Below are 24,696 nucleotides of genomic sequence, written 5' to 3' on the forward strand. Positions count from 1 at the left end.
GCGGCTGTTCCCCAGAACGTGTGGTCGCACGGGTTTCACCGACCCAACTCCCTTGCGACACAGGATGCTTACGGTGGCGACGGGCTGCAGACCGCGACGATGCGCAGTCCCGTCATCAGCATCATGCACGAGGAGAAAACATCACCTTGAACCTCATCACCAACCTGCTCGCCGGCGTCGTCCACTTCGTGGGTCGGCTCGTCTGACGGCCGTTCACGACAGGCGCCGCCGCTCCCCCGTCCCACGGGAGCGGCGGCGCCGTCGTACGGGACCAAGGAGGGCCGGGCACCGACATGATTGATCACGGCTCGATGCAGGCCTGACGACTCGGTCCGCAATTGCTGTGGGGTGTAGATCCCCGGGGGGATCTACACCGGAACCAGGACGCCTCGACCGCCTGGGAGCCGAGCCACCCGAGGAGTAGACGTCGCCGCGGACGGCCCTCCTGGCTAGCGGGCCTGCTCGCTTGCGTAAGGGAACCGGGCCGGCGGAGCCTCCGTCGCGAAGAACGTCTTCGCCCGCGTAAGCGCCTGCTCGTCTTCCAGTACCTGTCCCGGGCGCGTGCCGTGGCCCAGTAGCACGCCGCCGAACCGCATGCCCATGTAGGCCGCAGTGTGGTTCAGCGTCAGCTCCAGCGGCAGGGCAACCTCCTCCTCCGCGTGGGCCATGGCCGTGATGCCCCACAGGGTGCGGCCGGACATCTTCGCCCGGAACTCCGGGTCCGGCGTGCGCAGCCACCGCGACCAGTAGTCCAGGTACCGCTTGGCGTAGGAGGAGAGCGAGTACCAGTACAGCGGCGAGGCGATCACCAGGTCCGTCGCGGCCAGCGTGGCCTCGTGGAGCAGGGCCTCGTTCTCCTGCTCGGGCCACGGCTCGGCCCCGTGGCGGCTGTCCTGGAAGTCCGGCAGGCGGTGCTCGGTGAGGTCCAGCCAGCGCTGCGCCGTACCGGGCGGCAACTGCTCCGCCGCCGCGCGGGCGAGGAGTTCGGTGCTGCCACCCGGCCGGGCCGCAGCCAGGAGAAAGAGGAAAGATCGCGTGGTCACGGAGGCCGGAACAGCCTCCGGTGCCGGGCTATTCCGCCCGGACCGCGATGCGCGCCGAGGGCATCGCCGAGCAGTTCCGACTCCGCCCGCGAAGGTGACAGCCGAGGTCGACGAGGGTTACCCGGGGCTGACGAACGAGTTCCCGGACCAGATCAGCGTCCCGCCGAAGAAGCCGAAGGGTGACGCACCGCTCAGCGATCAGTACGCCTGGCGAGAGGCGCGCGGCAGCAGTCCTCGGAGCGGATCTGTGTCGAGCACGCCAACGCCGAGCTGCGGCAGTGGCGCCCGCTCCAGCGCTACACCGGCCGACGCGAGGAGTACACCGAGACCCACCGCGCGATCGCCTGACTGGTCTCGGACCGCTCCGCCCGCCGGCCGGCCCGCCGCAAGCCGAGCGCCGAACTCGTGCTCGCCCAGCAGCCGGCCTGCCGATCAACCACCAGTCGACCCGCCAGGCCGGCACGCCCGGCCCTCAGTCGCGGAGCGAGTCGTCAGGGCGCGGCAGGGGTCAGCTGGGCGTCCCTGCGGACGAGGGCGGCGTAGCGGCCGTCCCGCTCCAGTAGTTCACCGTGGCTGCCGCGCTCGGCGATGCGCCCCGCGTCGAGCACGACGATCTCGTCCGCGTCCCTGACGGTGGAGAGCCGGTGGGCGATGGTGATCGTGGTGCGCCCCCGTGAGAGGGACTCGATGGCCTGCTGCACCGCGTGCTCGGTACGTGTGTCGAGTGCGCTGGTCGCCTCGTCGAGAACCAGGACCGGCGGGTCGCGCAGGATGGTGCGGGCGAGGGCGAGCCGCTGCTTCTCGCCGCCGGAGAAGCGGTAGCCCCGCTCGCCCACCAGGGTGTCGTACCCGTCGGGGAGGGAGGCGATGTGGTCGTGGATCTGCGCGGCGCGGGCGGCGGCCTCGAGTTCCTCGTCCGTGGCGTCCGGCTTGGCGAAGCGCAGATTGTCGGCGACGGAGGCATGGAAGAGATACGTCTCCTGGGAGACGACTCCCACGGCCTGCGCCAGCGTGTCGAAGGCCAGGTCCCGTACGTCGACGCCGTCGATGGTGACCCGGCCGCCGGTGACGTCGTACAGCCGGGGAACCAGATAGCTCAGCGTGGACTTGCCGGAACCGGTCGGGCCGACCACCGCGAGCGAGCCGCCTGCGGGGACGGTGAGGTCGATGCCGTCGAGGGTGGGCCGCTCCTGCGCGGGGTCGTAGGAGAAGCCGACCTTCTCGAAACGCACTTCACCCCGGACCTTGTCGAGCGCCACGGGCTCCGCGGGCTCGGTGATGTCGACGCGCAGGTCGAGATATTCGAAGATCCGCTGGAACAGGGCGAGCGACGTCTGCATCTGCACGCCGGTGGAGAGCAGGCTCACGGCAGGCCGGAACAGGCCCTGCTGGAGCGAGACGAAGGCGACGAGCGTGCCGATGGAGATCGCGGGCCCGCCGGTCCGCAGCGCGAAGCCCGCGGCCCAGTAGATGAGGGCCGGCATGGCCGCCATGACGATGCCTATGGTCGACATCCGCCAGCGACCGGCCATGCTCGAGCGCACCTCGAGGTCGACCAGGCGTTCCGACTCCTTGGCGAAGGACCGGGTGAGGGAGTCGGCCCTGCCCATGGTGCGGCCGAGGAGAATGCCGCTGACGGACAGGGACTCGGTGACCGTGGCGGCCATCGCGGCCATCTGCTTCTGCCGTTGAGTGGTGATCTTCTTCCGCTCGCGGCCGACCCGGCGGCTGATCCAGACGAACAGCGGCAGCAGGACGAGGGAGACGACGGTGAGCCGCCAGTCCAGGGCGAGCATGGCGACGACGCTGGCGACGACCGCGGTGAGGTTGGAGACCAGGGAGGTGGCCGTCGACGTCACGGTGGCCTGCATGCCGCCGATGTCGTTGGCGATGCGCGACTGGACCTCGCCGGTACGGGTCCTGGTGAAGAAGGCGAGCGGCATCCGCTGCAACTGCGCGTAGACCCCGGTGCGCAGATCGTGCATCACATGCTGGCCCACCGTGGTGGAGATCAGTGTCTGGAGCACCCCGAAGACGCTGGTCATCACGGCGGTGGCGATCATGCCGAGGGCAAGCAGACTGAGCAGCCCGGTACGGCCCTGCGGGATCGCGGTGTCGAGGATCTCGCGCAGCAGGAACGGCGAGGCGACGGACACCAACGACGAGGCGCCGACGAGCAGCCCCACGACGGCGAGCCGGCCGCGGTAGGGCCGGAAGAGCCGCAGGATCCGCCGCACCTCGGCGGGCGGCTGGTCCGGGTCCCTCGGCGGTGGTGTCCAGGTGGTGTGTTCGGGCCGCAATGGTCTCCTCAGGCAGGGATGCGATACGAGAGCCTAGCTCATTGTTACCTATACTCACAATGAACAAGGTCCTGATATTGTTCCCGGCATGAGCACCCCTGACGCCGACGGCCTGCTCGCCGAGCAGCTGCTCCGGCTGACCCGCCGGCTCCATCGCAGCCAGAAGCGCCAGCTCCAGTCGGCGGACATAGCGATCACCCCCGCCCAGTCACGGCTGCTGCGCACCGTGGCGCACTACGAAGAACCGCCCCGTATGGCGGATCTGGCGGAGCGTCTTGAGGTGGTCCCCCGCGCCGTCACGAGCCTGGTCGACGGACTCGAGGCCGGCGGCCGGGTCCGCCGGGTGCCCGACCCGGCCAACCGCCGTGTCACACGGATCGAGTTGACCGACACGGGCCGCGCCACGCTGCGCGCCCTGCGCGACGCGCGCCGCGCGGCGGCGGAGGACGTGCTCGCCCCTCTCACCACGGAGCAGCGCGAAACCCTCGCCGGCCTGCTGTCCGCCCTGGTCGACAGCCCGGGACCGCACTGCTGACCGACCAGGACCGAGCCCGGAGCGCCGGGATTAAATCGTTTGCTGCCGCCTGTCCCAGGGCGGGAGGCTGGCAGATCTGTGCCGACCTTCCGAACGATCTGGGACATCATGCAGATTCGCGACCTTCCGTATGTCGATCCTGGTCTGCCGGACGTCCGGTCGGGGCCGAGATTCCTCCTCTGGCTCGGACGCCGGCAACTGCGCGGCCAACTCCGTTCGCTGTCCTGGGGAATGCTGCACTTCGTGTCCGTCATGGCCCTTCCCTACGGGGTCGGCAGGGCTGTCCAGGCGGTCGTGGAGAAGTCCGGCAGCTCCCTCGCCGTGGCGGGCGCGCTGCTCGCCGTCTCCGCCGTCTGCATCGCCGTCGGCGACACCATGCTGCACCGCACGGCCGTCACCAACTGGATCACCGCCGCGGCGCGCGTCCAGCAGCTTTTGATCCGCAAGACCTCCGAACTGGGCTCCGCGCTCACCAGGCGGGTCGCGGCCGGTGAAGTGGTCGCCGTGTCCACCGGCGACGTCGAGAAGATCGGCTGGTTCGTCGAAGCGGTCTCGCGTTTCCTCGCCGCCGCCCTCACCGTCGTGCTGGTCTGCGTCGGCCTCCTGATCTACCAGCCGGCCCTCGGCGTCCTCGTGGCCGTCGGCGTGCCGGTACTGGCCCTCGGCGTCCTGCCGCTGCTCCCCCGGGCCACCCGTCTCGCGGACGTGCAGCGGGAGAAGGCGGGCCGCGCCACGGAGCTCGCCTCCGACACGGTCGCCGGCCTTCGGGTCCTCCGTGGCATCGGCGGCGAGAAGCTCTTCCTGAAGCGCTACCGGCACGCCTCTCAGGAGGTCCGCACCGCCGCCGTCCGCAGCGCCCGGATGTGGTCGGCCATCTCCGCCGTGCAGGTGCTGCTGCCGGGCCTGCTGCTGATCTCGGTCGTCTGGTACGGCCTCGGGCTCGTCGGTGACGGCCGGATCTCCGTGGGTGAACTGGTCACCGTGTACAGCGCGGTGATGCTGCTGAGCTACCCGCTCAGGCACTTCGAGGAGATCGCCATGGCGTACTCCTTCTCCCGGCCCTCGGCGCGCCGCGCGGCCCGGGTCCTGTCACTCGAGCGGAGCGCCCGGCAGGACACCACCCCCGCGGACGACGCACGCGAGCTGACCGGCGATCTGTACGACCCGGCCACCGGCCTGCTCGCCCCGGCCGGGACGCTCACCGCCGTCGTCTGCGGCGACCCGGACGCGGCGGGACAGCTCGCCGAACGGCTCGGCGGCCACCCGGCTGAAGCGGACGGCCTGCCCTCCGTGCTGCTCGGCGGTGTCGCGCTGGACGGCCGGCCGCTCCAAGAGGCCCGCGGCGCGGTGCTCGTCCAGGACAAGGACCCGGTGCTGCTCTCGGGCACCCTCACGGAACTGCTCGACGTGCCGGCGTCCGGGGAGGTCGCCGCGGAGCGGGCGCTGGCCGCGGCGGAGTGCGGCGACGTGCTCGACGCGCTGGCGCAGGCGTCCCTCGACAACGACCCCATGAACGCGCCCATCACCGAACGCGGGCGCTCGCTGTCGGGCGGTCAGCGGCAACGGCTCGCGCTGGCGCGTTCGCTGGTCACCGACCCCGAGGTGCTGGTGCTCGACGAGCCGACGTCGGCCGTCGACTCGCACACGGAGGCGCGGATCGCGGACGGCGTGCGCACGCTCCGCGCGGGCCGCACGACGGTCCTGTTCACGTCCTCACCGCTGCTGCTCGACCGCGCCGAGCGGGTCGTCCTGGTCCACGAGGGCGAGGTCGTGGCGGTCGGCGCGCACCGCGAACTGCTGCGCACGGAGCCCCGCTACCGCGCGGTCGTGACCCGGGAGACCGACACGGAGCAGCGCCTCGTGGCCGCCCCGCGCGGCCCGGTCGGGGCACAGCTCACCAAGGCCGGCACCGAAGACATCGAGGAGACAGCATGATCGGCCTGGCGCCACCGGAGTACGACCCGGCGGCCCTCCGCTCGGCGACCACCCTGCCGGTGGGCACGCCGGCCACCGTGCGCGCGTACGTGAGCGAGCTGCTGCGGCGGCACCGCGGCGCCTTCGCGCTCCTCGTCACCGTCAACACGGTCGCCGTCGTCGCCTCGATGGCCGGTCCGTGGCTCCTCGGTTCGCTCGTGGAGAAGGCGGCGGACGGAGCGCGCGACCTGCACCTGGAACGCACCGCCGCCCTGTTCGCGGCCGCCCTTGTCGTCCAGGCGGTCTTCGTCCGGCTGGTGCGGCTGCGCGGGGCGATGCTGGGCGAGCGGATGCTCGCCGATCTGCGCGAGGACTTCCTCGTCCGCTCCGTCGGGCTCCCCCCGGGCGTCCTCGAACGCGCCGGGACGGGCGACCTGCTGTCCCGTATCACCACGGACGTCGACCGCCTCGCCAACGCCATGCGTGAGGCCGTGCCGCAGCTGACGATCGGCGTCTTCTGGATCGTGCTGCTCCTCGGCGGGCTCACCGTGACCGCGCCGCCGCTCGCGCCCGCCGTGCTGGTGGCGGTGCCGTTGCTGGTCGTCGGCTGCCGCTGGTACTTCAAGCGCGCGCCGTCGGCGTACCGCTCGGAGGCCGCCGGGTACGCGGCCGTGGCGGGCGTGCTCGCGGAGACCGTCGACGCCGGCCGCACCGTGGAGTCGCACCGGCTCGGGGCGCGCCGGGTGGCGCTCTCCGACCGGCGGATCAAGGAGTGGACGTCCTGGGAGCGGTACACCCTCTACCTGCGGTCCGTCCTCTTTCCCGTCATCAACCTCACCCACGCGACCGTGCTCACCTCCGTGCTGATGATCGGCGGCGTGTTCGTACTGCAGGGCTGGATCGGGATCGGCCAGCTGACCACCGGCGCGCTGATCGCCCAGATGATGGTCGACCCGGTGAACCTGATCCTGCGCTGGTACGACGAGCTCCAGGTGGCTCAGGTGTCCCTGGCGCGGCTGGTGGGCGTGCGGGAGATCGAACCGGAGGCGGGCGACGACCGGCTGCGGCCCGAGGGCCGGGACGTCCGCGCCGACAAGGTGCACTTCGGATACCGCGAGGGCGTCGACGTGCTGCACAAGGTCTCGATGGAGGTACCGCCCGGCACCCGTATGGCGCTGGTCGGCCCGTCCGGCGCCGGCAAGTCGACCCTGGGCCGGCTGCTCGCGGGCATCTACGCGCCGCGCAGCGGCCATGTCACGCTCGGCACGGCGGAGTTGTCCGGCATGCCGGCCGAGCGGGTGCGGGAGCACGTGGCGCTCGTCAACCAGGAGCACCACGTCTTCGTCGGCTCGCTGCGGGACAACCTGCTCCTCGCCCGCTCCAGTGCCGGGGACGCGGAGCTGTGGGCCGCGCTCGGCGCGGTGGACGCGGACGGCTGGGCGCGGGCGCTGGACGACGGTCTGGACACCGAGGTCGGCTCCGGCGGCCTCTCGCTGACCCCGGCCCAGGCCCAGCAGATCGCGCTCGCCCGCCTCGTCCTCGCGGACCCGCACACGCTGGTGCTGGACGAGGCCACCTCCCTGCTGGACCCGCGGGCGGCCCGCCACCTGGAGCGCTCCCTGTCCCGTGTCCTGGACGGCCGCACGGTCGTCGCCATCGCGCACCGGCTGCACACCGCGCACGACGCGGACGTGATCGCGGTGGTCGAGGAGGGCCGGATCAGCGAGCTCGGCAGTCACGACGAGCTCGTATCGGCAGACGGCGCGTACGCGGCGCTCTGGCGCTCCTGGCACGGATAGCCCCCCGTCCCGGCCCCCGCCCGCAGCGCGCGGGGGCCGGCCGGCGGGCCCGTCAGATGAAGTTCAGCGCGGCGGCGCCGCCCACGCCGCCCAGCAGCATGAACGCCGGCATCAGCACCTTCAGCTCGACCCAGCTCCCGGCCCTGAAGCGCATCGGCTTCGGGGGGCCCACCGCGTACCAGCGCTTGTTGCCGACAGGGATCGGCCACAGGATCGGGCAGCCGGAGACGGTGAGGGCGTCGCCGATGTCGTGGACGAGGGCGCCGAGGACGATCGGCAGGCCCAGCCACAGGTACTCCTGGCCGGGCGCGGTGAACAGCCAGTCCGCGCCGTTGCCGGGCTTGTCCAGGACGCCCGCGAGGATCCACGCGCTGGTGGCGCCCAGCAGCCAGACCAGGATGTCGCTGGAGACCCGGGCTGCCCGCCACAGCAGGCCTTCCACGGCCAGCACCATGTGGACGAACAGGATCGCGAGGACGGCCCACCGGCCGCCGAAGATCGCCAGCGCGGAGGCGCCCGCGCCGATGAGGACCGCCCACAGCCAGGTGTGCGTCAGGGTCCGGTGCCCGCCCGTCCTGCGCTTGTCGCCCTGCTTCCGCGTCGCCTTGTAGACGGCGTACGACAGCTTGTCGACGATCTCGCACAGCCCGCGTGACACGGGCCCGAAGGCCCGCGAGATCGTCGCCGCCTTGTGATCCAGATCGGGCGCCAGCGCCGCGCCCGCGCAGATCAGCGCTCCGACGACGAGGACGGGCCACGGCATCGGGTGGCCCATGGCGGCCGTCGCCGCCCCCACCCCCAGCCAAGCGGCCGCCCCGGACAGAGAGTGCGCCGGTCCCATCATGTGCGTCCCCGCCCCATCGTCGCCCCATCGCTCTTGTGCCTGACCCCAGTTGACAGGGCAGCGTATCGGTCATGATCTTGCCGCTCACGGCCGGTTCCCTGATCCGGCTCGGGGACAGGCAAGATGGGGGTGTGACCCTTATCGATCAGCTGCCTTCAGACGCCGACCCCGATGCCCTGTACGAAGCCTTCTCCTCCTGGGCGGAGGGCCAGGGCATCACGCTCTATCCGGCTCAGGAGGAAGCGCTGATCGAGGTGGTCTCCGGGGCGAACGTGATCCTTTCGACCCCGACCGGCTCCGGGAAGAGCCTGGTCGCGGCGGCGGCGCACTTCGCGGCACTGGCGAACGACCAGGTCACCTTCTACACCGCGCCGATCAAGGCCCTCGTCTCGGAGAAGTTCTTCGACCTGTGCAAGCTGTTCGGCACGGAGAACGTGGGCATGCTGACCGGCGACGCGTCCGTGAACGCGGACGCGCCGGTCATCTGCTGCACCGCGGAGGTGCTGGCCTCGATCGCCCTGCGCGACGGAAAGCACGCCGACGTCGGCCAGGTCGTGATGGACGAGTTCCATTTCTATGCCGAGCAGGACCGCGGCTGGGCCTGGCAGATCCCGATCCTGGAGCTGCCGCAGGCCCAGTTCGTCCTGATGTCGGCGACCCTCGGTGACGTCTCGATGTTCGAGAAGGACCTGACCCGCCGCACCGGCCGCCCCACCACCGTCGTCCGGTCGGCGACCCGGCCCGTGCCGCTCTCGTACGAGTACCGGCTGACGCCGATCACGGAGACGCTGACCGAGCTGCTGGAGACGAAGCAGGCGCCGGTCTACATCGTGCACTTCACCCAGGCGCAGGCCGTGGAGCGCGCCCAGTCGCTGATGAGCATCAACATGTGCTCGCGTGAAGAGAAGGACAAGATCGCCGATCTGATCGGCAGTTTCCGGTTCACCACCAAGTTCGGCAAGAACCTGTCCCGTTATGTCCGGCACGGCATCGGTGTGCATCACGCGGGCATGCTGCCCAAGTACCGGCGGCTGGTGGAGAAGCTGGCGCAGGCCGGCCTGCTGAAGGTCATCTGCGGCACCGACACGCTCGGTGTCGGCGTCAACGTCCCCATCCGCACGGTGCTGTTCACCGCGCTCACCAAGTACGACGGCAGCCGGGTGCGGACACTGCGGGCGCGTGAGTTCCACCAGATCGCCGGGCGTGCGGGCCGTGCGGGCTTCGACACCGCGGGCCTGGTGGTCGCCCAGGCGCCCGAGCACGTCATCGAGAACGAGAAGGCGCTCGCGAAGGCAGGCGACGACCCCAAGAAGCGCCGCAAGGTGGTCAGGAAGAAGGCTCCGGAGGGCTTCGTCGCCTGGTCGGACAGCACGTTCGAGAAGCTGATCGCGTCCGAGCCCGAGCCGCTGACCTCCCGCTTCCGGGTCACCAACATCATGCTTCTCTCGGTGATCGCCCGGCCGGGCAACGCCTTCGAGGCCATGCGCCGGCTGCTCGAGGACAACCACGAGCCCCGCAAGGCCCAGCTGCGTCACATCCGCCGGGCCATCGCCATCTACCGCTCGCTGCTCGACGGCGGAGTGGTGGAACAGCTGGACACCCCCGACGCGGAGGGCCGCACCGTACGGCTCACCGTCGACCTCCAGCAGGACTTCGCGCTCAACCAGCCGTTGTCAACGTTCGCCCTCGCCGCCTTCGACCTGCTCGACCCCCAGTCCCCTTCGTACGCACTGGACATGGTCTCCGTCGTCGAGTCGACGCTGGACGATCCGCGCCAGATCCTCGCCGCCATGCAGAACAAGGCGCGCGGTGAGGCCGTCGGCAAGATGAAGGCGGACGGCATCGAGTACGAGGAGCGCATGGAGCGACTCCAGGAGATCTCGTACCCGAAGCCGCTGGAGGAGCTCCTGTGGCACGCCTACAACGTCTACAAGAAGTCGCACCCCTGGGTCGGCGACCATCCGGTGTCGCCGAAGTCCGTCATCCGTGACATGTACGAACGGGCGCTGACATTCACCGAGTTCACCTCCTGGTACGAGCTGGCCCGCACCGAGGGCATCGTGCTGCGCTATCTGGCGAGCGCGTACAAGGCGCTCGACCACACCATCCCGGACGATCTGAAGACGGAGGACCTCGAGGACCTGATCGCCTGGCTCGGCGAGATGGTCCGCCAGGTCGACTCCAGCCTGCTGGACGAGTGGGAGCAGCTGGCCAATCCGGAGGTGGAGACGGCCGAGGAGGCGCAGGAGAAGGCCGACCAGGTCAAGCCGGTCACGGCGAACGCCCGCGCGTTCCGGGTGCTCGTGCGCAACGCGATGTTCCGCCGGGTGGAGCTGGCCGCCCTGGACCGGGTCGGTGAACTGGGCGAGATGGACGCCGAGTCGGGCTGGGACGCGGACGCCTGGGGCGAGGCGATGGACGGGTACTGGGACGAGTACGACGACCTGGGCACGGGCCCCGACGCCCGCGGTCCGAAGCTCCTGGCCATCGAGGAGGACGCCCCGCACGGCCTGTGGCGCGTACGGCAGACCTTCGCCGACCCGAACGGCGACCATGACTGGGGTATCAGCGCGGAGGTCGATCTGGCGGCCTCCGACGAGGAGGGCCGGGCGGTCGTGCGGGTCACGTCCGTCGGCCGGCTCTGACAGGGAGAACTGAGGATGACGAATCCGGCCGAGCGTCTGGTCGATCTGCTCGATCTGGAACGGATCGAGGTCAACATCTTCCGGGGACTCAGCCCGAACGAGTCCCTGCAGCGCGTCTTCGGCGGGCAGGTGGCCGGTCAGGCCCTGGTCGCCGCGGGCAGGACCACGGACGGCGACCGTCCGGTCCATTCGCTGCACGCGTACTTCCTGCGGCCGGGACGCCCCGGAGTGCCGATCGTGTACCAGGTCGAACGGGTCCGGGACGGCCGCTCGTTCACCACCCGCCGGGTCACGGCCGTGCAGGAGGGGCGCACCATCTTCAACCTGACGGCGTCCTTCCACCGCCCCGAGCCGGGCAGCATCGAGCATCAGCTGCCGCCGCGTCTCGACTTCCCGGAGCCCGAGTCGCTGCCCACCGTGGTGACCGAGATCCGGGAGCATCTGGGCGAGCTGCCGGAGGCGCTGGAGCGGATGGCCAGGCGTCAGCCGTTCGACATCCGCTATGTCGACCGGCTGCGCTGGACGGCGGCCGAGATCAAGGACGCCGACCCGCGCAGCGCGGTCTGGATGCGCGCGGTCGGCCCGCTGGGCGACGATCCGCTGGTGCACACCTGCGCGCTGACGTACGCGAGCGACATGACGCTGCTGGACGCGGTGCGGATCCCGGTGGAGCCTCTGTGGGGACGCCGGGGCTTCGACATGGCGTCGCTCGACCACGCGATGTGGTTCCACCGGCCGTTCCGTGCCGACGAGTGGTTCCTCTACGACCAGGAGTCGCCGATCTCGACGGGCGGCCGCGGGCTCGCCCGTGGCCGGATCTACGACCGCGAGGGCCGGCTGCTGGTGTCGGTGGTGCAGGAGGGCCTGTTCCGGCCGGTGTAGCCGACCGCCGGGCCGCGGTCCTCCCGGTACGGGGAAGATCGCCGTGCCCGGCGGCGTTGTCCGACGTGACGCCCGTGCTCTGTCACGGGCGCACCCGTGTTTTCATCGGTCGTCCACCGGTGCGGCCGTCCGGCCGCCCGTCGGCGACCCTGTGAGGAGCTTCGATGACTCTGTACGACATCCCGCTGCGCACCCTGTCCGGCGAGGCGACCTCGCTCGGCGACTACCGGGACCAGGCGGTCCTGGTGGTGAATGTGGCCTCCAAGTGCGGGCTGACCCCGCAGTACGCGGGCCTGGAGCGGCTGCAGAAGGAATACGGCGACCGGGGCTTCACGGTGCTGGGCGTGCCGTGCAACCAGTTCGGGGGCCAGGAGCCGGGCAGCTCGGAGGAGATCGCCACGTTCTGCTCGGCGACGTACGGCGTGTCCTTCCCCATGCTGGAGAAGACGGACGTGAACGGTGAAGGCCGTCACCCCCTGTACGCGGAGCTGACGAAGGTCGCGGACGCCGACGGCGAGGCCGGCGACGTCCAGTGGAACTTCGAGAAGTTCCTGATCTCCCCGCAGGGCGAGGTGACCCGTTTCCGTCCCGGTACCGAGCCGGAGTCGCCCGAGGTGCTGGCGGCAGTCGAGGCGGTACTGTCTGCCTGACGTCGCAGGGTGCGACGGTTCTTACTGCTTTCCCGGGGGGGGATCCGGTGGGGAACAAACGCAGGGACGACGATGCCGCATGGCCGGTCGGCGTCGGCTTCGTCGGCGGGGTGCTCGGTCTGGCACTGGGCGTCTGGGCCGCCTACGAGGCGTTCGTCGGCGGCACGCTGCCGCTGATCGGCTATGAGATGCCGCACGAATCCTTCGTGCTCGGGATCGTCCTGGGGGTGGTGGTCTCGCCCGTGCTGTTCAAGCTCGGTTTCGTGGTGCTGCTGCTGCCCTCGTTGCTGATCGAGAAGCTGACACGGCGCTGAGGCGGGACACGAAAAGTGCGCACACGCAGGAGGCTCCGGCTCCCGATGGGGAGCCGGAGCCTCCTGCGTGTGCGCCGGGTCAGCGGATCGGCATGCCCGACAGGGTTCGGGCGATCACCAGTCGCTGGATCTCGCTGGTGCCCTCGAAGATCGTGTAGATCGCCGCGTCGCGGTGCATGCGCTCCACCGGATACTCGCGGGTGAAGCCGTTGCCGCCGAGGATCTGGACCGCCTGGGCGGTGACCTTCTTGGCGGTCTCGCTGGCGAACAGCTTCGACATGGAGCCCTCCGCCGAGGTGAACGGCTTGCCGGTGGTCGCCATCCACGAGGCGCGCCACACCAGCAGACGGGCGGCGTCGATCCGGGTGCGCATGTCGGCCAGTTGGAAGGCGATGCCCTGGTTGTCGATGATCGGGCGGCCGAACTGCTCCCGCGTCTTCGCGTAGTCGAGCGCGACCTCGTACGCGGCGCGGGCGGTGCCGACGGCCATGGCCCCGACGGCGGGACGGGAGGCCTCGAAGGTGGCCATCGCCGCGTTCTTCACCCGCTCGCCGCCCGCACCGCCTGCCGTACGGGCCTTCTCCCGGGCCCGGGCGAGCCGCTCGTCCAGCTTCTCCTTGCCGCCGAGCAGGCAGCCGCCGGGAACACGGACGTCCTCGAGCACGACCTCCGCGGTGTGCGAGGCGCGGATGCCGTGCTTCTTGAACTTCTGCCCCTGGGACAGACCGGGCGTGTTCGGCGGGACGATGAACGAGGCATGGCCCTTCGAGCCGAGCTCGGGATCGACCACGGCGACGACGACATGGACATTGGCGATACCGCCGTTGGTCGCCCAGGTCTTGGTGCCGTTGAGCACCCACTCGTCCTTCGCCTCGTCGTAGACGGCGCGGGTGCGCATGGAGCCGACGTCGGAGCCGGCGTCCGGCTCCGAGGAGCAGAAGGCGGCGACCTTCACATCGCTCGCGTCGCCGTACATCTGGGGGATCCAGGTGCCGATCTGCTCCTCCGTACCGTTGGCGAGGACGCCCACGGCGGCGAGCCCGGTGCCGACGATGGAGAGCGCGATGCCCGCATCGCCCCAGAACAGCTCCTCCATCGCCATCGGGATGCCGAGGCCTGTGGGGTCGAAGAACTGCTGGGCGTAGAAGTCGAGGGAGTAGATTCCGAGCTTGGCCGCCTCCTGGATGACGGGCCAAGGGGTCTCCTCACGCTCGTCCCACTCGGCGGCGGCGGGTCGCATGACGTCCTTGGCGAAGCCGTTGAGCCAGTCACGGACCTGCTTCTGATCCTCGTTGAGGTCGAGCGTGAACTCGGTCATGTCCCCTCCAGAACTACTGCGCCAACCTGCATGTTACCTGCGGTAACGGCAGTCTGTTACCGACCGGTAGCCCCTGTCAACCAGCCATGGCCCGATCATGTGACCATTGCGGCAGGGTGTTACTTTGCGCAAGCGTCACGCAATCGTCCGGGCGGGGAGAAACACATGGAGACCACACAACACCAGCGGTCGGCCGACCAGCGGCGCCGGGAACTCCTCGAGGCCGCCGACCGGGTGGTACTCCGGGACGGGCCCCACGCATCCATGAACGCCATCGCGGCGGAGGCGGGCATCACCAAGCCCATCCTCTACCGGCACTTCGGTGACAAGGGCGGCCTCTACCGCGCACTGGCCAAGCGCCACACCGACGCGCTGCTGCGAGCGCTTCAGGTGGCGGTGGACGCGGACGTCGACCGCAGGGAGCGGGTCGCCGGCACGCTCGACACGTACCTCGCGGCCATCGAGGCACGGCCCCAGGTGTACCGCTTCCTGATGCACCCGGCGGAGGACAACCAGCCCTCGGAAGCCGGCTTCGACGTGGGCCGCCACTCGGCGCCGCTGCTGCGGCGCCTCGGCGAGGAGCTCGGCACGGTCATCGCCGACCGTGTCGACCTGGGCCCCGGCGGAGACCTGGTGGCGCGGGTGTGGGGCCACGGCATCGTCGGCATGATGCACGCGGCGGGCGACTGGTGGCTGGGCGAACGACCGTGCTCACGAGCGGAGTTGGTCGCCAGCCTGACGGACCTCCTGTGCGGCCGCCTCTTCCAGGTCCAGGACCGCGCGGACGGCCCGGGCTTCTGACGGGTCCGGCACATCCGGCCCGAAGGGCGGGGTGGGGAAAACGCCCGCCGCGCCACGGGCGTTACGCCCCCGGCGTCCCGGCCCGCACCCGCCCCACCCGCTCCGGCGTCCCCCAGGACGCCCTCCGCACCGCCCTCGCCAGCCTCGCCCGCCGCCACGAAGACAGCCGGTCCGCGTACACCAGCCCCTCCAGGTGGTCGCACTCGTGCTGCAGGCAGCGCGCGAAGAACCCGCTCCCCTCCACCCGTACCGGTTCCCCCTCCCACGTCACGCCCTCGACCACCGCGCGGTCGAAGCGTTCCGTGCCCGCCTCCAGGCCGGGCAGCGAGAGACAGCCTTCCGGGCCGCGGATCGTGACGCCGTCCGCCTCCACGAGGCGGGGGTTGACGATGTGTCCGAGGTGGCGGACGTCCTCGTCGTCGGGGCAGTCGTACACGAAGACCCTCGACGCGACACCGACCTGGTTCGCGGCGAGGCCGACACCCTGGGCCGCGTACATCGTCGCGAAGAGGTCCTCGACGAGTTCCCTCAGGTCGGGGCCGAAGTCGGTCACGGTCTCGCAGGGTGTGTGCAGGACCGGATCCGCGAGCAGGCTCATGGGCCTCACGCGTCCGGTACTGCCGGGGATCGGCCGGTTTCGCATGGCGCCCAGCGTACGTTCCCGCCCGTTCACCCGTGACCTCCACCTTTTCCGACGGTGCCGCGGTGCGGGCGGCCGACCGGAGCTGGATAGGCTGAGTCCCGACCGATGCAAGGAGGATCAAGGACGATGTCAGGCAACTCGGAGCCCCTGACGCCGCGAGCCAAGCTGGCCGTGACGGCGGGCAAGGCCGCAGCAGCGGTGTCCCGCGCCGCCGGGCGCGGCAGCGGATCGGTGATCGGCGGCCGGGTGGCGCTCAAGCTCGACCCCGATCTGCTGGGGAGGCTGGCGCAGCACCTGGACGTGGTCCTCGTTTCTGCGACCAACGGCAAGACCACGACCACGAGGCTGATCGCGGAGGCGCTGCGGGCCAGTGGCCCGGTGGTCTCCAACGCGCTCGGCGCCAACATGCCGGCGGGTATCACCTCGGCCCTGGCGGGCGGCTCTGACGCCCGCTTCGGTGTGATCGAGGTCGACGAGAAGTACCTCGCCGGTGTGGCGAGGGATGTGACGCCCAAGGCCATCGCGCTGCTGAACCTGTCGCGCGACCAGCTGGACCGCGCGGCGGAGACCAGGATGCTGGCCGAGAAGTGGCGTGAGGGTCTTGCCGGTTCGAAGGCGATGGTCATCGCCAACGCGGACGACCCGCTGGTCGTGTGGGCGGCCTCCTCCTCCCCCAATGTCGTGTGGGTCGCCGCCGGCCAGGAGTGGAAGGACGACGCCTGGTCGTGCCCGTCCTGCGGCGGTGTGATGCAGCGCCCTGGCGACGACTGGTTCTGCGGCGAGTGCGGTTTCCGCCGTCCGGCACCGAGCTGGGTGCTCAGCGGCGACCACGTCATCGACCCGCACGGCTCCGCCTGGCCGATCCACCTCCAGCTGCCCGGTCGCGCGAACAAGGCCAACGCCGCCACCTCCGCCGCCGTCGCCGCCTGCTTCGGTGTGCCGCCGCAGGTGGCCCTGGAGCGCATGTACCAGGTGCAGGCCGTGGCCGGCCGGTACGACGTCGTCTCCTTCCTCGGCCGTGACGTCCGGCTGCTGCTGGCGAAGAACCCGGCCGGCTGGCTCGAGACGTTCTCGCTGATCGACCCGCCGCCGACGCCGGTGATCCTCTCCGTCAACGCCCGCGGCGCGGACGGCACGGACACCTCCTGGCTGTGGGACGTCGACTACACCCGTCTCGCCGGCCACCCGATCTTCGTGATCGGCGACCGCAGGCTGGACCTCGCGGTGCGGCTGGAAGTGGCGGGCCTGGACTTCCGGGTGTGCGAGTCGGTCGACGAGGCGGTGCAGAGCGCCCCGCCCGGCAGGATCGAGCTGATCGCCAACTACACAGCCTTCCAGGACGTACGCCGTCGTGTCGGCAACTGACCGGTGGACGGACGGAGAGGACGTATGAGAATGAGTGACAGCAGCCTGCGTCTGGTGTGGGTCTACCCGGATCTGCTCAGCACCTACGGCGACCAGGGCAACGCCCTCGTGGTGGAACGCCGGGCCCGGCAGCGCGGTCTCGACGTGATGCGCATCGACGTACGCAGCGACCAGCCGGTGCCCACCTCCGGCGACATCTATCTGATCGGCGGCGGTGAGGACCGTCCGCAGCGGCTGGCGGCCGAGCGGCTGCGCCGCGACGGCGGCCTGAGCCGGGCGGCGTCGAACGGCGCCATCATCTTCTCGGTCTGCGCCGGCTACCAGATCCTCGGCCACGAGTTCATCAACGACCTCGGCGAGCGCGAGCCGGGCCTCGGCCTGATCGACGTGGTGTCCACCCGCGGCGAGGGCGAGCGCTGTGTCGGCGACGTACTGGCGGACATCGATCCGCAGTTGGGCCTGCCGCAGCTGACCGGCTTCGAGAACCACCAGGGCATCACGCATCTCGGCCCGACGGCGCGCCCGTTCGCCCGGACCGTGCTCGGCCGGGGCAACGGCACCGGCGACGGCACTGAGGGGGCGTACAACGACACCGTCTTCGGCACGTACATGCACGGCCCGGTGATGGCCCGCAACCCGCAGATCGCGGACCTGCTGCTGAAGCTGGCCCTCGATGTGAACGCGCTTCCGCCCACGGACGACCGCTGGTACGAGGCGCTGCGCGCGGAGCGGATCACGGCCGCGACCCAGCCCGCCTGACGCTCCTTCCGCTCACCCGAGCACCCATCCTGCGGCCCCTTCGCTCAGTTGAGCGAGGGGGCCGTGGGCGCGGTCCCACCAGGCGGACGCCCGTTACTGACCTGCCCCCGCACGCCGGTAGGGTGGCGGGGATCCAACCGGACGACGTGGTCCGGGAGTCGGCCCACGTTGTAAAGGTTTTCGGGCTATGCGCATTGGTGTGCTCACCTCCGGCGGCGACTGCCCCGGTCTGAACGCCGTCATCCGTTCCGTCGTGCACCGTGCCGTCGTCGACCACGGCGACGAGGTCATCGGCTTCCACGACGGCTGGAAGGGCCTCCTGGAGTGCGACTACCGCAAGCTCGACCTGGACGCGGTGGGCGGCATCCTGGCCCGTGGTGGCACGATTCTCGGCTCCTCCCGGGTCCAGCCCGCGCATCTGCGTGACGGCGTGGAGCGGGCCAAGGGGCATGTGGCCGATCTGGGCCTCGACGCGATCATCCCGATCGGCGGTGAGGGCACCCTCAAGGCGGCCCGCCTGCTGTCCGAGGGCGGTCTGCCGATCGTGGGTGTGCCCAAGACGATCGACAACGACATCTCCTCCACCGATGTCACCTTCGGCTTCGACACGGCCGTCGGCGTCGCCACGGAGGCGCTCGACCGCCTGAAGACCACCGCCGAGTCGCACCAGCGCGTCCTGATCGTCGAGGTCATGGGCCGGCACACCGGCTGGATCGCGCTGCACTCCGGCATGGCGGCCGGTGCGCACGCGATCGTGGTGCCGGAGCGCCCCTTCGACATCGAGGAGCTGACCAAGCGGGTCGGCGCGCGCTTCGAGGCGGGCAAGCGGTTCGCCATCGTGGTCGTCGCGGAGGGCGCGAAGCCCCGCGAGGGCTCGATGCCGTGGGACGAGGGCGGCAAGGACATCTACGGCCACCAGCGGTTCGCGGGCGTGGCCCGTCAGCTCTCCGTCGAGCTGGAGGAGCGGCTCGGCAAGGAGGCCCGTCCGGTGATCCTCGGCCACGTCCAGCGCGGTGGCACCCCCACCGCCTACGACCGTGTCCTCGCGACCCGGTTCGGCTGGCACGCGGTGGAGGCGGCGCACCGCGGCGAGTTCGGCATGATGACGGCGCTGCGCGGCACGGACATCACGATGGTGCCCCTCGCGGAGGCCACAGAGACCCTGAAGACGGTGCCCGTGGAGCGGTACGAAGAGGCCGAGACGGTCCTCTGACCCGCCGGGGAGCCGCACCGAATCCCCATGGACCGCCCCCGGTCGCAGCCGTGACCGGGGGCGGTTCTACTCTGGTGCGAGCAAGCGGACATCCCGTACGAATCACCGGTACGGGTCAGGAAGCCCTCCGGGAGTGCACAGATGGATCACAGCGGGCACGGCACGACGATGGATCTGCCGCCGTTCACGCTGGGGCGGGGCCTCGAGTTCTCACCGGACGTGTTCTTCCTCGTCGGCTGCCTCCTCGCGCTCGGCCTGTACGGCTGGGGTGTCGCACGGCTGCGGCGGCGGGGCGACAGCTGGCCGGTGAGCCGGACGGTCTGGTTCACCGTCGGTGTGCTGAGCATCGCGCTGATGATGTGCACCAAGCTGAATGACTACGGCATGGTCATGTTCAGCGTGCACATGGTGCAGCACATGGTGATCAGCATGCTGTCGCCGATCGTCCTGCTGCTCGGCGCCCCGATCACTCTGGCGCTGCGGGCGCTGCCCGTCGCCGGCCGCGGCCGCAAGGGGCCGCGCGAGGTGCTGCTGATGCTGCTGCACAGCCGCTACATGCGGATCGTCACGCATCCGGTCTTCACGATCCCGCTCTTCATCGCCAGCCTGTACGGGCTGTACTTCACTCCGCTGTTCGACTTCCTGATGGGGTCGAAGACCGGGCACATCGCGATGATGGTGCACTTCCTCGCCGTCGGTCTGGTGTTCTTCTGGCCGATCATGGGCGTGGACCCGGGGCCGCACCGGCCCGGTTATGTGATGCGGATGCTGGAGCTCTTCGCCGGTATGCCCTTCCACGCCTTCTTCGGCATCGCGCTGATGATGGCGACGGAGCCGATGATCGGGGCGTACCGCAATCCGCCGGCCTCGCTCGGCATCGACGCGCTCTCCGACCAGAACGCGGCGGGCGGGATCGCCTGGGCGTTCAGTGAGATCCCGTCCGTGGTGGTGCTGCTCGCGCTGGTCTTCCAGTGGTACCGCTCCGACCAGCGGCTGGCCAAGCGCAGGGACCGTGCGGCGGACCGCGACGGGGACCAGGAGCTCGCGGCGTACAACGCCTACCTCGCCTCGCTCCGGACACGCGGCAACTGAGGCGTGCGAGTCGTCACCGGCCGGTAGCGCGGGGCCCTCCTCAGGGGCGACGATTGTCCTCGACGGCCCCCGCCGTCGAAGGAGGGCACACATGTCCGGTTCGACGAAAGCCATGGGAGTGCTGACCGTCGGGGCCCTGGTGGTCGCGACGGCGTACACGGCGGCTCTCGGCAGCAACGGCTGGCTCTGGTTCGCCTGGGTGGTGCTCGGGACGGTGACGATCGCAGTGGTGGCCTCGAAGGGCACCTGAGCCGGTCACGCCCCGCCCTTCACGGGCCGGGTCAGAAGCGGAAGACGGCCCCGGTCGCCACCGCGAGTTCGCAGGCGTTGGCGAAGGTCTTGTGCCAGGCGGTCGGCCTGCCGCGCCACGCGCCGGTGGCACTGACCGTCACCGGGTCGTACTGCTTGGTGCACGGGTGCCGCTCCCCCGACAGCCGGTCCAGGTCACCGCGTGCGGCATCCAGTGCGGCGCACGCGGCCGCCGCCTCCGGATGAGGCCCGGCGGGCACGGGAGTGCAGTGCAGCAGCACGCCGCGGATCCAGGTGTTCTCCGACCCCGACAGGGTCAGGAACAGCCCGCGCGCCGGCTTGGCGGCCGGGGCCGCGTCGGGGATCAGCTCGGGCAGCTCCGCGGCGGCGACCGTGCCGGGCCGGTCGGGCACGGGGGAAGCGGACGACGCCGCGGCGGGAACGGCCGCGGCGGCGGTGAGTAGGGCGGCTGCGGCAAAGGCGGCGCTGCGGTGCATCCGGTGCTCCTGGCGGGGAAGCCGGCTCTCGGCCGGCGCGGGCTGGGCGAGGCATAGAGCACTCTGCGGACACCGCGGGCGCAACACGCCACGCCGCGCCCTGGCGCGTACGGGTGGCCGGGTTGCTCCGTACGGCACCACCACACCCGGCGAGCACATGGTCGTACTTCTACGCCGCCCCATCGGCCGTGCGCGCCACCGCCCGGGGCCGCTTCCCGATCACCATGATGGACGGCGTCCGCCACTACCGGATGATCCTGGTTTGTCTGGATCCGACAAGGGAATTCGGCCCTTGGTCAGGTACGTACCGCGACGGACGACCCCGCGCGGACCGCAGGAGGATGTCATGGCCGAGCAGGACAGCCATCGCGTACACGCTGAACACGACAGGGACAAGGCCGAGCGGCTGTTCCAGCAGGCCGGCCGCACCGACGACCCCGAGCAGTCGGAACGGCTCCGCTACCGCGCCGAGCGCCTGCGGGCGCGCAGTGAGGCGGAGCTGCGCCGGGAGCCCGGTGCGCAGTTCGACGACCCGGACGAGGAGGGCCCGCAGTGACCGGCGGGCCCACCTGCGGGCACTGACCGGCGCCTCCTGCGGGCCGTCCGCCGCCGCGGCCGGCCTGGTCACATGTGCCGGTTGGCGTAATGGCGCTCGATCAGCTCGATGTAGTCGGCGTCGTTCTCGTGCTTGCCGCTCTCGAAGTCGGGCGAGTCCTTGACCTCGGCCTTGGTGCACCCCAGCCGTACGGTTTCGCTCGCGGTGTCGATCTGCGAGACCAGCCCGGCGGGCACCAGGACCCGCTTACCGAGGATCCACGGCCCCGTGTCGACGACAAGGTAGGAGCGGCCCACTTCCTCGGTGTGCTTGTCGACCTTGCCGATCGACCCGTCCGACGCCTCGACCGAGTATCCGACGAGCTGCGCCCCGGGCACGTACTGCGCCGTCTCGGGGTAGCCCCACATGTCGCCTGCCATCGTCGCCTCCTCCTCTGCGCGGGCTGGGCCCCGCACACCGCGCTGGTACCCGTGCGTCCCCGCCTGACACCGCAGCCGGGGACGGGAGCCGCGCCACCTGCGTCGTCACGCCTTCTTGGACGAGACCAGGTGGGCGAAGACGACCACGTTCTCCTTGTAGTCCTTCGCCTCCTTGTCGTACTCGCCTCCGCAGGTGATCAGCCGCAGCTGTGGGTCGGGAGTGTCCGCGTAGACCCGGTCGTCGGGGAAGTCGGACTTGCTGAAGCTCTCGACGTCGTCGACCGAGAAGGTGACGGTCGTACCGTCCTTCCGCACCACGTCCACCAGGTTTCCCGGTTTGAGCGAACTGAGGTTCATGAAAACGCCGGGCCCGGTCTTCGTGTCGAGGTGCCCGGCGACGATCGCCGTTCCGGCCTCCCCCGGTGTCACTCCCTCACGGAACCAGCCGACGAGGTTGCTTTCGTCCTGTGGCGGTGCGTCGAGCTGACCGGACGGGCCGATGGACAGGGGCATGAACGGAGCGTCCACAGCGATCGGAAGGATCTTCAGGCGCGTCGGTTCGGCGCGCGCGAGCCCCGGCCGGGTACTGGCCGAGGGGCTGGGGGCGGCACTGGGAGCGGGGCTGGGAGTCGCACCGGGGGCCGCGGACACGGAGATGAGAGGCGCCGCGGCGGGTTCGGCGTCCTCCGTCGTGCCGACGGAGTTGTAGATCAACACGATGCCGAGTGCGACAGCGGCCAAGGGCCAGAGCAGGGAGCGCCCGCGAGAACGCTTGGCGGCCGGCTCCTTAGGATTCTCTTGCTGGGCCATGAGGGCACACCTTTCACCGGGAGGAGTAGTGGCGACGTCATTACGGTCGGCCCGTTCGCGGCGCCCCACCACCCGAAGCAGCGGCATCCGGGCGATGCTGTGGCCCCGACGAGTGATCGTGGCGGTATGTTCACCCGTCGGCGCGGGGGGCGGCGCTGCGGCGGACGCTGACCGGTCGTCAGGACTTCGGCCGACGCGGACGGTCACGGGGCGCGCCGGCCGAGGGTCTCGACCGCCGCGATCACCCGGTCCCAGAACTTCTCCGCATCCAGCTCGACCGCGACCAGAGCGTTGACGGGCCGGCCGAGGTGCTTGTGCAGATCCACGACGGTCGCCCCACGCGTGTACCGCCCGTGCAGCTCGACGACCACGTTCGCCTCGACGCACCGCACGATGTCCGGGTCGATGACCCGGGCCACGGCGACCGGATCGTGCAACGGAGGCGCGGCGAACCCCCACAGCCGGCGGTAGGCCGAACCGAAGTACGTCATCAACTCCACGCAGAGGTGGGCCAGTCGGGTGTCGAGGCGCTCCAGCCGGGCCAGCACCTCGGCCGTGGCGAGCGCCTGATGGGTGACGTCGAGGCCGCACATGGTCACCGGGAGACCGCTGCTGAGGACGATGTCGGCGGCTTCGGGGTCGACAAGGATGTTGAACTCGGCCGCCGGCGTGGTGTTCCCGAGCCGATGGAGCCGCCCATCAGCACGATCTCCCGGATGTGCCGGGCACTGTCCGGATGACGTGTCAGGAGCAGCGCCACATTGGTCAGCGGACCGGTCGGGACGAGGGTGACCGGCTCGGGATGCCGGGAGAGGACCTTGTGCATGAGGTCGACCGCGTGTTCCGGCAACGCCTCCATCGCCGGTTCCGGGAACCGCGGCCCGTCCAGCCCCGACTCGCCGTGGACGTCACCCCCGACCCTGAGCGGCTGGACGAGCGGCCGCGCACAGCCGGCCGCGACGGGCACACCTGTGAGCCCTGCCACGGTGCAGACGCGGAGGGCGTTGAGGGTCGTCTTCTCCAGAGTCTGGTTCCCGGCGACCGTGGTGATCGCCAGCAGTTCGACCGCCGGGTCTCCGGCGGCGAGCATGAGGGCCAGGGCGTCGTCATGTCCGGGATCGCAGTCGAGGATGACGGGGACGGTCACGGGCACGGCTCCACCTTGCTGTCGAAAAGGCGGCCGCTGCCCCGACGGGGGCAGCGGCCGCACATGTCACCGCGAGCGGAACCGGTCAGGCCGCGGTGGCGCCACCGGCCTTGCGGCGCCGCAGCATGTAGGCACCGGCGCCGAGGCCGCCCAGCAGGAGCAGGCTGCCCGCCGCCATGCCGCTGCCGGAGGAGGCCAGGCCACCACCGCCGGTGTGCATGCCGCCGCTGGGCTTCTCACCCTTCCAGCTGTCGGACTTCTCGTGGTCACCCTTGTCGGACTTGTCCTTGTCCTTGTCCCACTCGTCGTTGGTGAGGGTCGCAAGGGCGCCACCGCCGGTGTGCACGCCACCGTGCGGCTTGTCACCCTTGTCGTAGTCCTTGTGCTTGTCCTCGTCCTTCTTGTCCTCGTCCTTCTTGTCCTTGTCCCACTCGTCGTTGGTGAGGGTCGCAAGGGCGCCACCGCCGGTGTGCACGCCACCGTGCGGCTTGTCGCCCTTGTCGTAGTCCTTGCCGTAGTCCTTGTCCTTCTCCTCGTCCTTCTTGTCCTCGTCCTTCTTGTCCTCGTCCTTCTTGTCCTCGTCCTTCTTGTCCTCGTCCTTCTTGTCCTTGTCCCAGTCGTCGCTGCCGACCGAGGCGAGGGCGCCACCACCGGTGCGCATGCCGCCGTGCGGCTTGTCACCCTTGTCCTTGTCCTTGTCCTTGTCCTTGTCCTTGTCCCAGTGGTCGTTCCCGACCGAGGCGAGGGCGCCGCCGCCGGTGTGCACGCCGCCGTGCGGCTTGTCGCCCTTGTCGTAGTCCTTGTGCTTGTCCTCGTCCTTCTTGTCCTCGTCCTTCTTGTCCTCGTCCTTCTTGTCCTTGTCCCAGTCGTCGCTGCCGACCGAGGCGAGGGCGCCACCACC

General features: G+C 70.5%; 23 protein-coding genes and 1 pseudogene. 14 read left to right on the top strand and 10 right to left on the bottom strand.

Annotation, left to right across the window (positions count from 1 at the left end):
- Nucleotides 1-449: 449 nt before the first annotated feature.
- Both ACIPJI_RS27240 and ACIPJI_RS27245 read right to left on the bottom strand, forming a co-directional pair.
- Entirely contained in the window at nt 450-1,043 is a 594-nt protein-coding gene (locus ACIPJI_RS27240; protein ID WP_402249423.1) for a flavodoxin family protein, read from the bottom strand.
- A 491-nt stretch (nt 1,044-1,534) separates the two neighbouring features.
- Nucleotides 1,535-3,343: an ABC transporter ATP-binding protein gene (locus tag ACIPJI_RS27245; protein ID WP_402249425.1), complete on the bottom strand. Its 1,809-nt coding sequence runs from the start codon at nt 3,341-3,343 to the stop codon at nt 1,535-1,537.
- An 88-nt stretch (nt 3,344-3,431) separates the two neighbouring features.
- On the opposite strand from ACIPJI_RS27245, the gene ACIPJI_RS27250 reads away from it, so the two are divergent.
- From ACIPJI_RS27250 to ACIPJI_RS27260, 3 genes are all read left to right on the top strand, one after another.
- Nucleotides 3,432-3,878, top strand: a complete 447-nt coding sequence (locus tag ACIPJI_RS27250; protein ID WP_189469902.1) for a MarR family winged helix-turn-helix transcriptional regulator — start codon at nt 3,432-3,434, stop codon at nt 3,876-3,878.
- Between the two features lie 108 nt (nt 3,879-3,986).
- Nucleotides 3,987-5,813: an ABC transporter transmembrane domain-containing protein gene (locus ACIPJI_RS27255; protein WP_402249427.1), complete on the top strand. Its 1,827-nt coding sequence runs from the start codon at nt 3,987-3,989 to the stop codon at nt 5,811-5,813.
- Nucleotides 5,810-7,591, top strand: coding sequence for an ABC transporter ATP-binding protein (locus ACIPJI_RS27260; protein WP_356620362.1), 1,782 nt, complete (start codon nt 5,810-5,812; stop codon nt 7,589-7,591). Before ACIPJI_RS27255 ends, ACIPJI_RS27260 begins: the two co-directional genes overlap by 4 nt.
- A 52-nt stretch (nt 7,592-7,643) precedes the next feature.
- Here the strand turns inward: ACIPJI_RS27260 and ACIPJI_RS27265 are convergent, their stop codons facing one another.
- On the bottom strand, nt 7,644-8,435 hold the full coding sequence (locus tag ACIPJI_RS27265; RefSeq protein ID WP_307705140.1) for a metal-dependent hydrolase: 792 nt from the start codon (nt 8,433-8,435) through the stop codon (nt 7,644-7,646).
- A gap of 71 nt (nt 8,436-8,506) precedes the next feature.
- Between ACIPJI_RS27265 and ACIPJI_RS27270 the strand changes: the two genes are divergently transcribed.
- The 4 genes from ACIPJI_RS27270 (at nt 8,507) to ACIPJI_RS27285 (ending at nt 12,926) form a co-directional block, all read left to right on the top strand.
- Nucleotides 8,507-11,080 carry an RNA helicase gene (locus tag ACIPJI_RS27270; RefSeq protein ID WP_307705141.1) on the top strand — a complete coding sequence of 858 codons (2,574 nt, stop codon included), beginning with the start codon at nt 8,507-8,509 and terminating at the stop codon, nt 11,078-11,080.
- A 15-nt stretch (nt 11,081-11,095) separates the two neighbouring features.
- The gene (locus ACIPJI_RS27275) at nt 11,096-11,962 is read left to right on the top strand and encodes an acyl-CoA thioesterase (protein WP_402249430.1); all 867 of its coding nucleotides are present in this window, start codon (nt 11,096-11,098) and stop codon (nt 11,960-11,962) included.
- Between the two features lie 164 nt (nt 11,963-12,126).
- Nucleotides 12,127-12,612, top strand: coding sequence for a glutathione peroxidase (locus ACIPJI_RS27280; protein ID WP_356620361.1), 486 nt, complete (start codon nt 12,127-12,129; stop codon nt 12,610-12,612).
- Nucleotides 12,613-12,659: 47 nt separating this feature from the next.
- Entirely contained in the window at nt 12,660-12,926 is a 267-nt protein-coding gene (locus ACIPJI_RS27285) for a hypothetical protein (protein WP_356620360.1), read from the top strand.
- 79 nt (nt 12,927-13,005) lie between these two features.
- Here ACIPJI_RS27285 and ACIPJI_RS27290 read toward each other — a convergent pair whose 3' ends face one another.
- Complete coding sequence (locus tag ACIPJI_RS27290; protein ID WP_307705145.1) at nt 13,006-14,244, bottom strand: acyl-CoA dehydrogenase family protein; 1,239 nt, start codon at nt 14,242-14,244, stop codon at nt 13,006-13,008.
- Between the two features lie 165 nt (nt 14,245-14,409).
- Between ACIPJI_RS27290 and ACIPJI_RS27295 the strand changes: the two genes are divergently transcribed.
- The gene (locus tag ACIPJI_RS27295; protein WP_307705146.1) at nt 14,410-15,045 is read left to right on the top strand and encodes a TetR family transcriptional regulator; all 636 of its coding nucleotides are present in this window, start codon (nt 14,410-14,412) and stop codon (nt 15,043-15,045) included.
- A gap of 61 nt (nt 15,046-15,106) precedes the next feature.
- Here the strand turns inward: ACIPJI_RS27295 and def are convergent, their stop codons facing one another.
- Complete coding sequence (gene def, locus ACIPJI_RS27300) at nt 15,107-15,688, bottom strand: peptide deformylase (RefSeq protein WP_402249433.1); 582 nt, start codon at nt 15,686-15,688, stop codon at nt 15,107-15,109.
- 126 nt (nt 15,689-15,814) lie between these two features.
- Here def and ACIPJI_RS27305 point away from each other — a divergent pair, with 126 nt between their 5' ends.
- The 5 genes from ACIPJI_RS27305 to ACIPJI_RS27325 all read left to right on the top strand — a co-directional run bounded on the left by ACIPJI_RS27305 (nt 15,815) and on the right by ACIPJI_RS27325 (nt 20,367).
- Nucleotides 15,815-17,053 (top strand): MurT ligase domain-containing protein, encoded by a 1,239-nt coding sequence (locus ACIPJI_RS27305; RefSeq protein ID WP_189469923.1) that lies wholly within the window; start codon nt 15,815-15,817, stop codon nt 17,051-17,053.
- A 30-nt stretch (nt 17,054-17,083) separates the two neighbouring features.
- Entirely contained in the window at nt 17,084-17,812 is a 729-nt protein-coding gene (locus tag ACIPJI_RS27310) for a type 1 glutamine amidotransferase (protein WP_307705148.1), read from the top strand.
- 187 nt (nt 17,813-17,999) lie between these two features.
- Nucleotides 18,000-19,025, top strand: a complete 1,026-nt coding sequence (locus ACIPJI_RS27315; protein WP_159694232.1) for a 6-phosphofructokinase — start codon at nt 18,000-18,002, stop codon at nt 19,023-19,025.
- A 141-nt stretch (nt 19,026-19,166) separates the two neighbouring features.
- A complete protein-coding gene (locus ACIPJI_RS27320; RefSeq protein ID WP_307705149.1) occupies nt 19,167-20,117 on the top strand; it encodes a cytochrome c oxidase assembly protein in 951 nt (316 codons plus the stop codon).
- 91 nt (nt 20,118-20,208) lie between these two features.
- On the top strand, nt 20,209-20,367 hold the full coding sequence (locus ACIPJI_RS27325) for a hypothetical protein (protein ID WP_307705150.1): 159 nt from the start codon (nt 20,209-20,211) through the stop codon (nt 20,365-20,367).
- A gap of 31 nt (nt 20,368-20,398) precedes the next feature.
- Here ACIPJI_RS27325 and ACIPJI_RS27330 read toward each other — a convergent pair whose 3' ends face one another.
- Nucleotides 20,399-20,863 (bottom strand): SSI family serine proteinase inhibitor, encoded by a 465-nt coding sequence (locus ACIPJI_RS27330; RefSeq protein ID WP_402249436.1) that lies wholly within the window; start codon nt 20,861-20,863, stop codon nt 20,399-20,401.
- Nucleotides 20,864-21,209: 346 nt separating this feature from the next.
- On the opposite strand from ACIPJI_RS27330, the gene ACIPJI_RS27335 reads away from it, so the two are divergent.
- Nucleotides 21,210-21,419, top strand: a complete 210-nt coding sequence (locus ACIPJI_RS27335) for a DUF6381 family protein (RefSeq protein WP_189469932.1) — start codon at nt 21,210-21,212, stop codon at nt 21,417-21,419.
- 68 nt (nt 21,420-21,487) lie between these two features.
- Here the strand turns inward: ACIPJI_RS27335 and ACIPJI_RS27340 are convergent, their stop codons facing one another.
- The 4 genes and pseudogenes from ACIPJI_RS27340 to ACIPJI_RS27355 all read right to left on the bottom strand — a co-directional run.
- Nucleotides 21,488-21,838 (bottom strand): PRC-barrel domain containing protein, encoded by a 351-nt coding sequence (locus ACIPJI_RS27340; protein ID WP_402249438.1) that lies wholly within the window; start codon nt 21,836-21,838, stop codon nt 21,488-21,490.
- A gap of 105 nt (nt 21,839-21,943) precedes the next feature.
- Nucleotides 21,944-22,648: a class F sortase gene (locus ACIPJI_RS27345; protein ID WP_356620356.1), complete on the bottom strand. Its 705-nt coding sequence runs from the start codon at nt 22,646-22,648 to the stop codon at nt 21,944-21,946.
- 203 nt (nt 22,649-22,851) lie between these two features.
- Nucleotides 22,852-23,795, bottom strand: a pseudogene (locus tag ACIPJI_RS27350) (nucleoside hydrolase).
- An 85-nt stretch (nt 23,796-23,880) separates the two neighbouring features.
- Nucleotides 23,881-24,696: hypothetical protein (locus tag ACIPJI_RS27355; RefSeq protein WP_402249440.1), on the bottom strand; the 816-nt coding region annotated here is incomplete at its 5' end.

This window comes from Streptomyces sp. NPDC086835 (assembly GCF_044745705.1).
GTDB lineage: Bacteria > Actinomycetota > Actinomycetes > Streptomycetales > Streptomycetaceae > Streptomyces.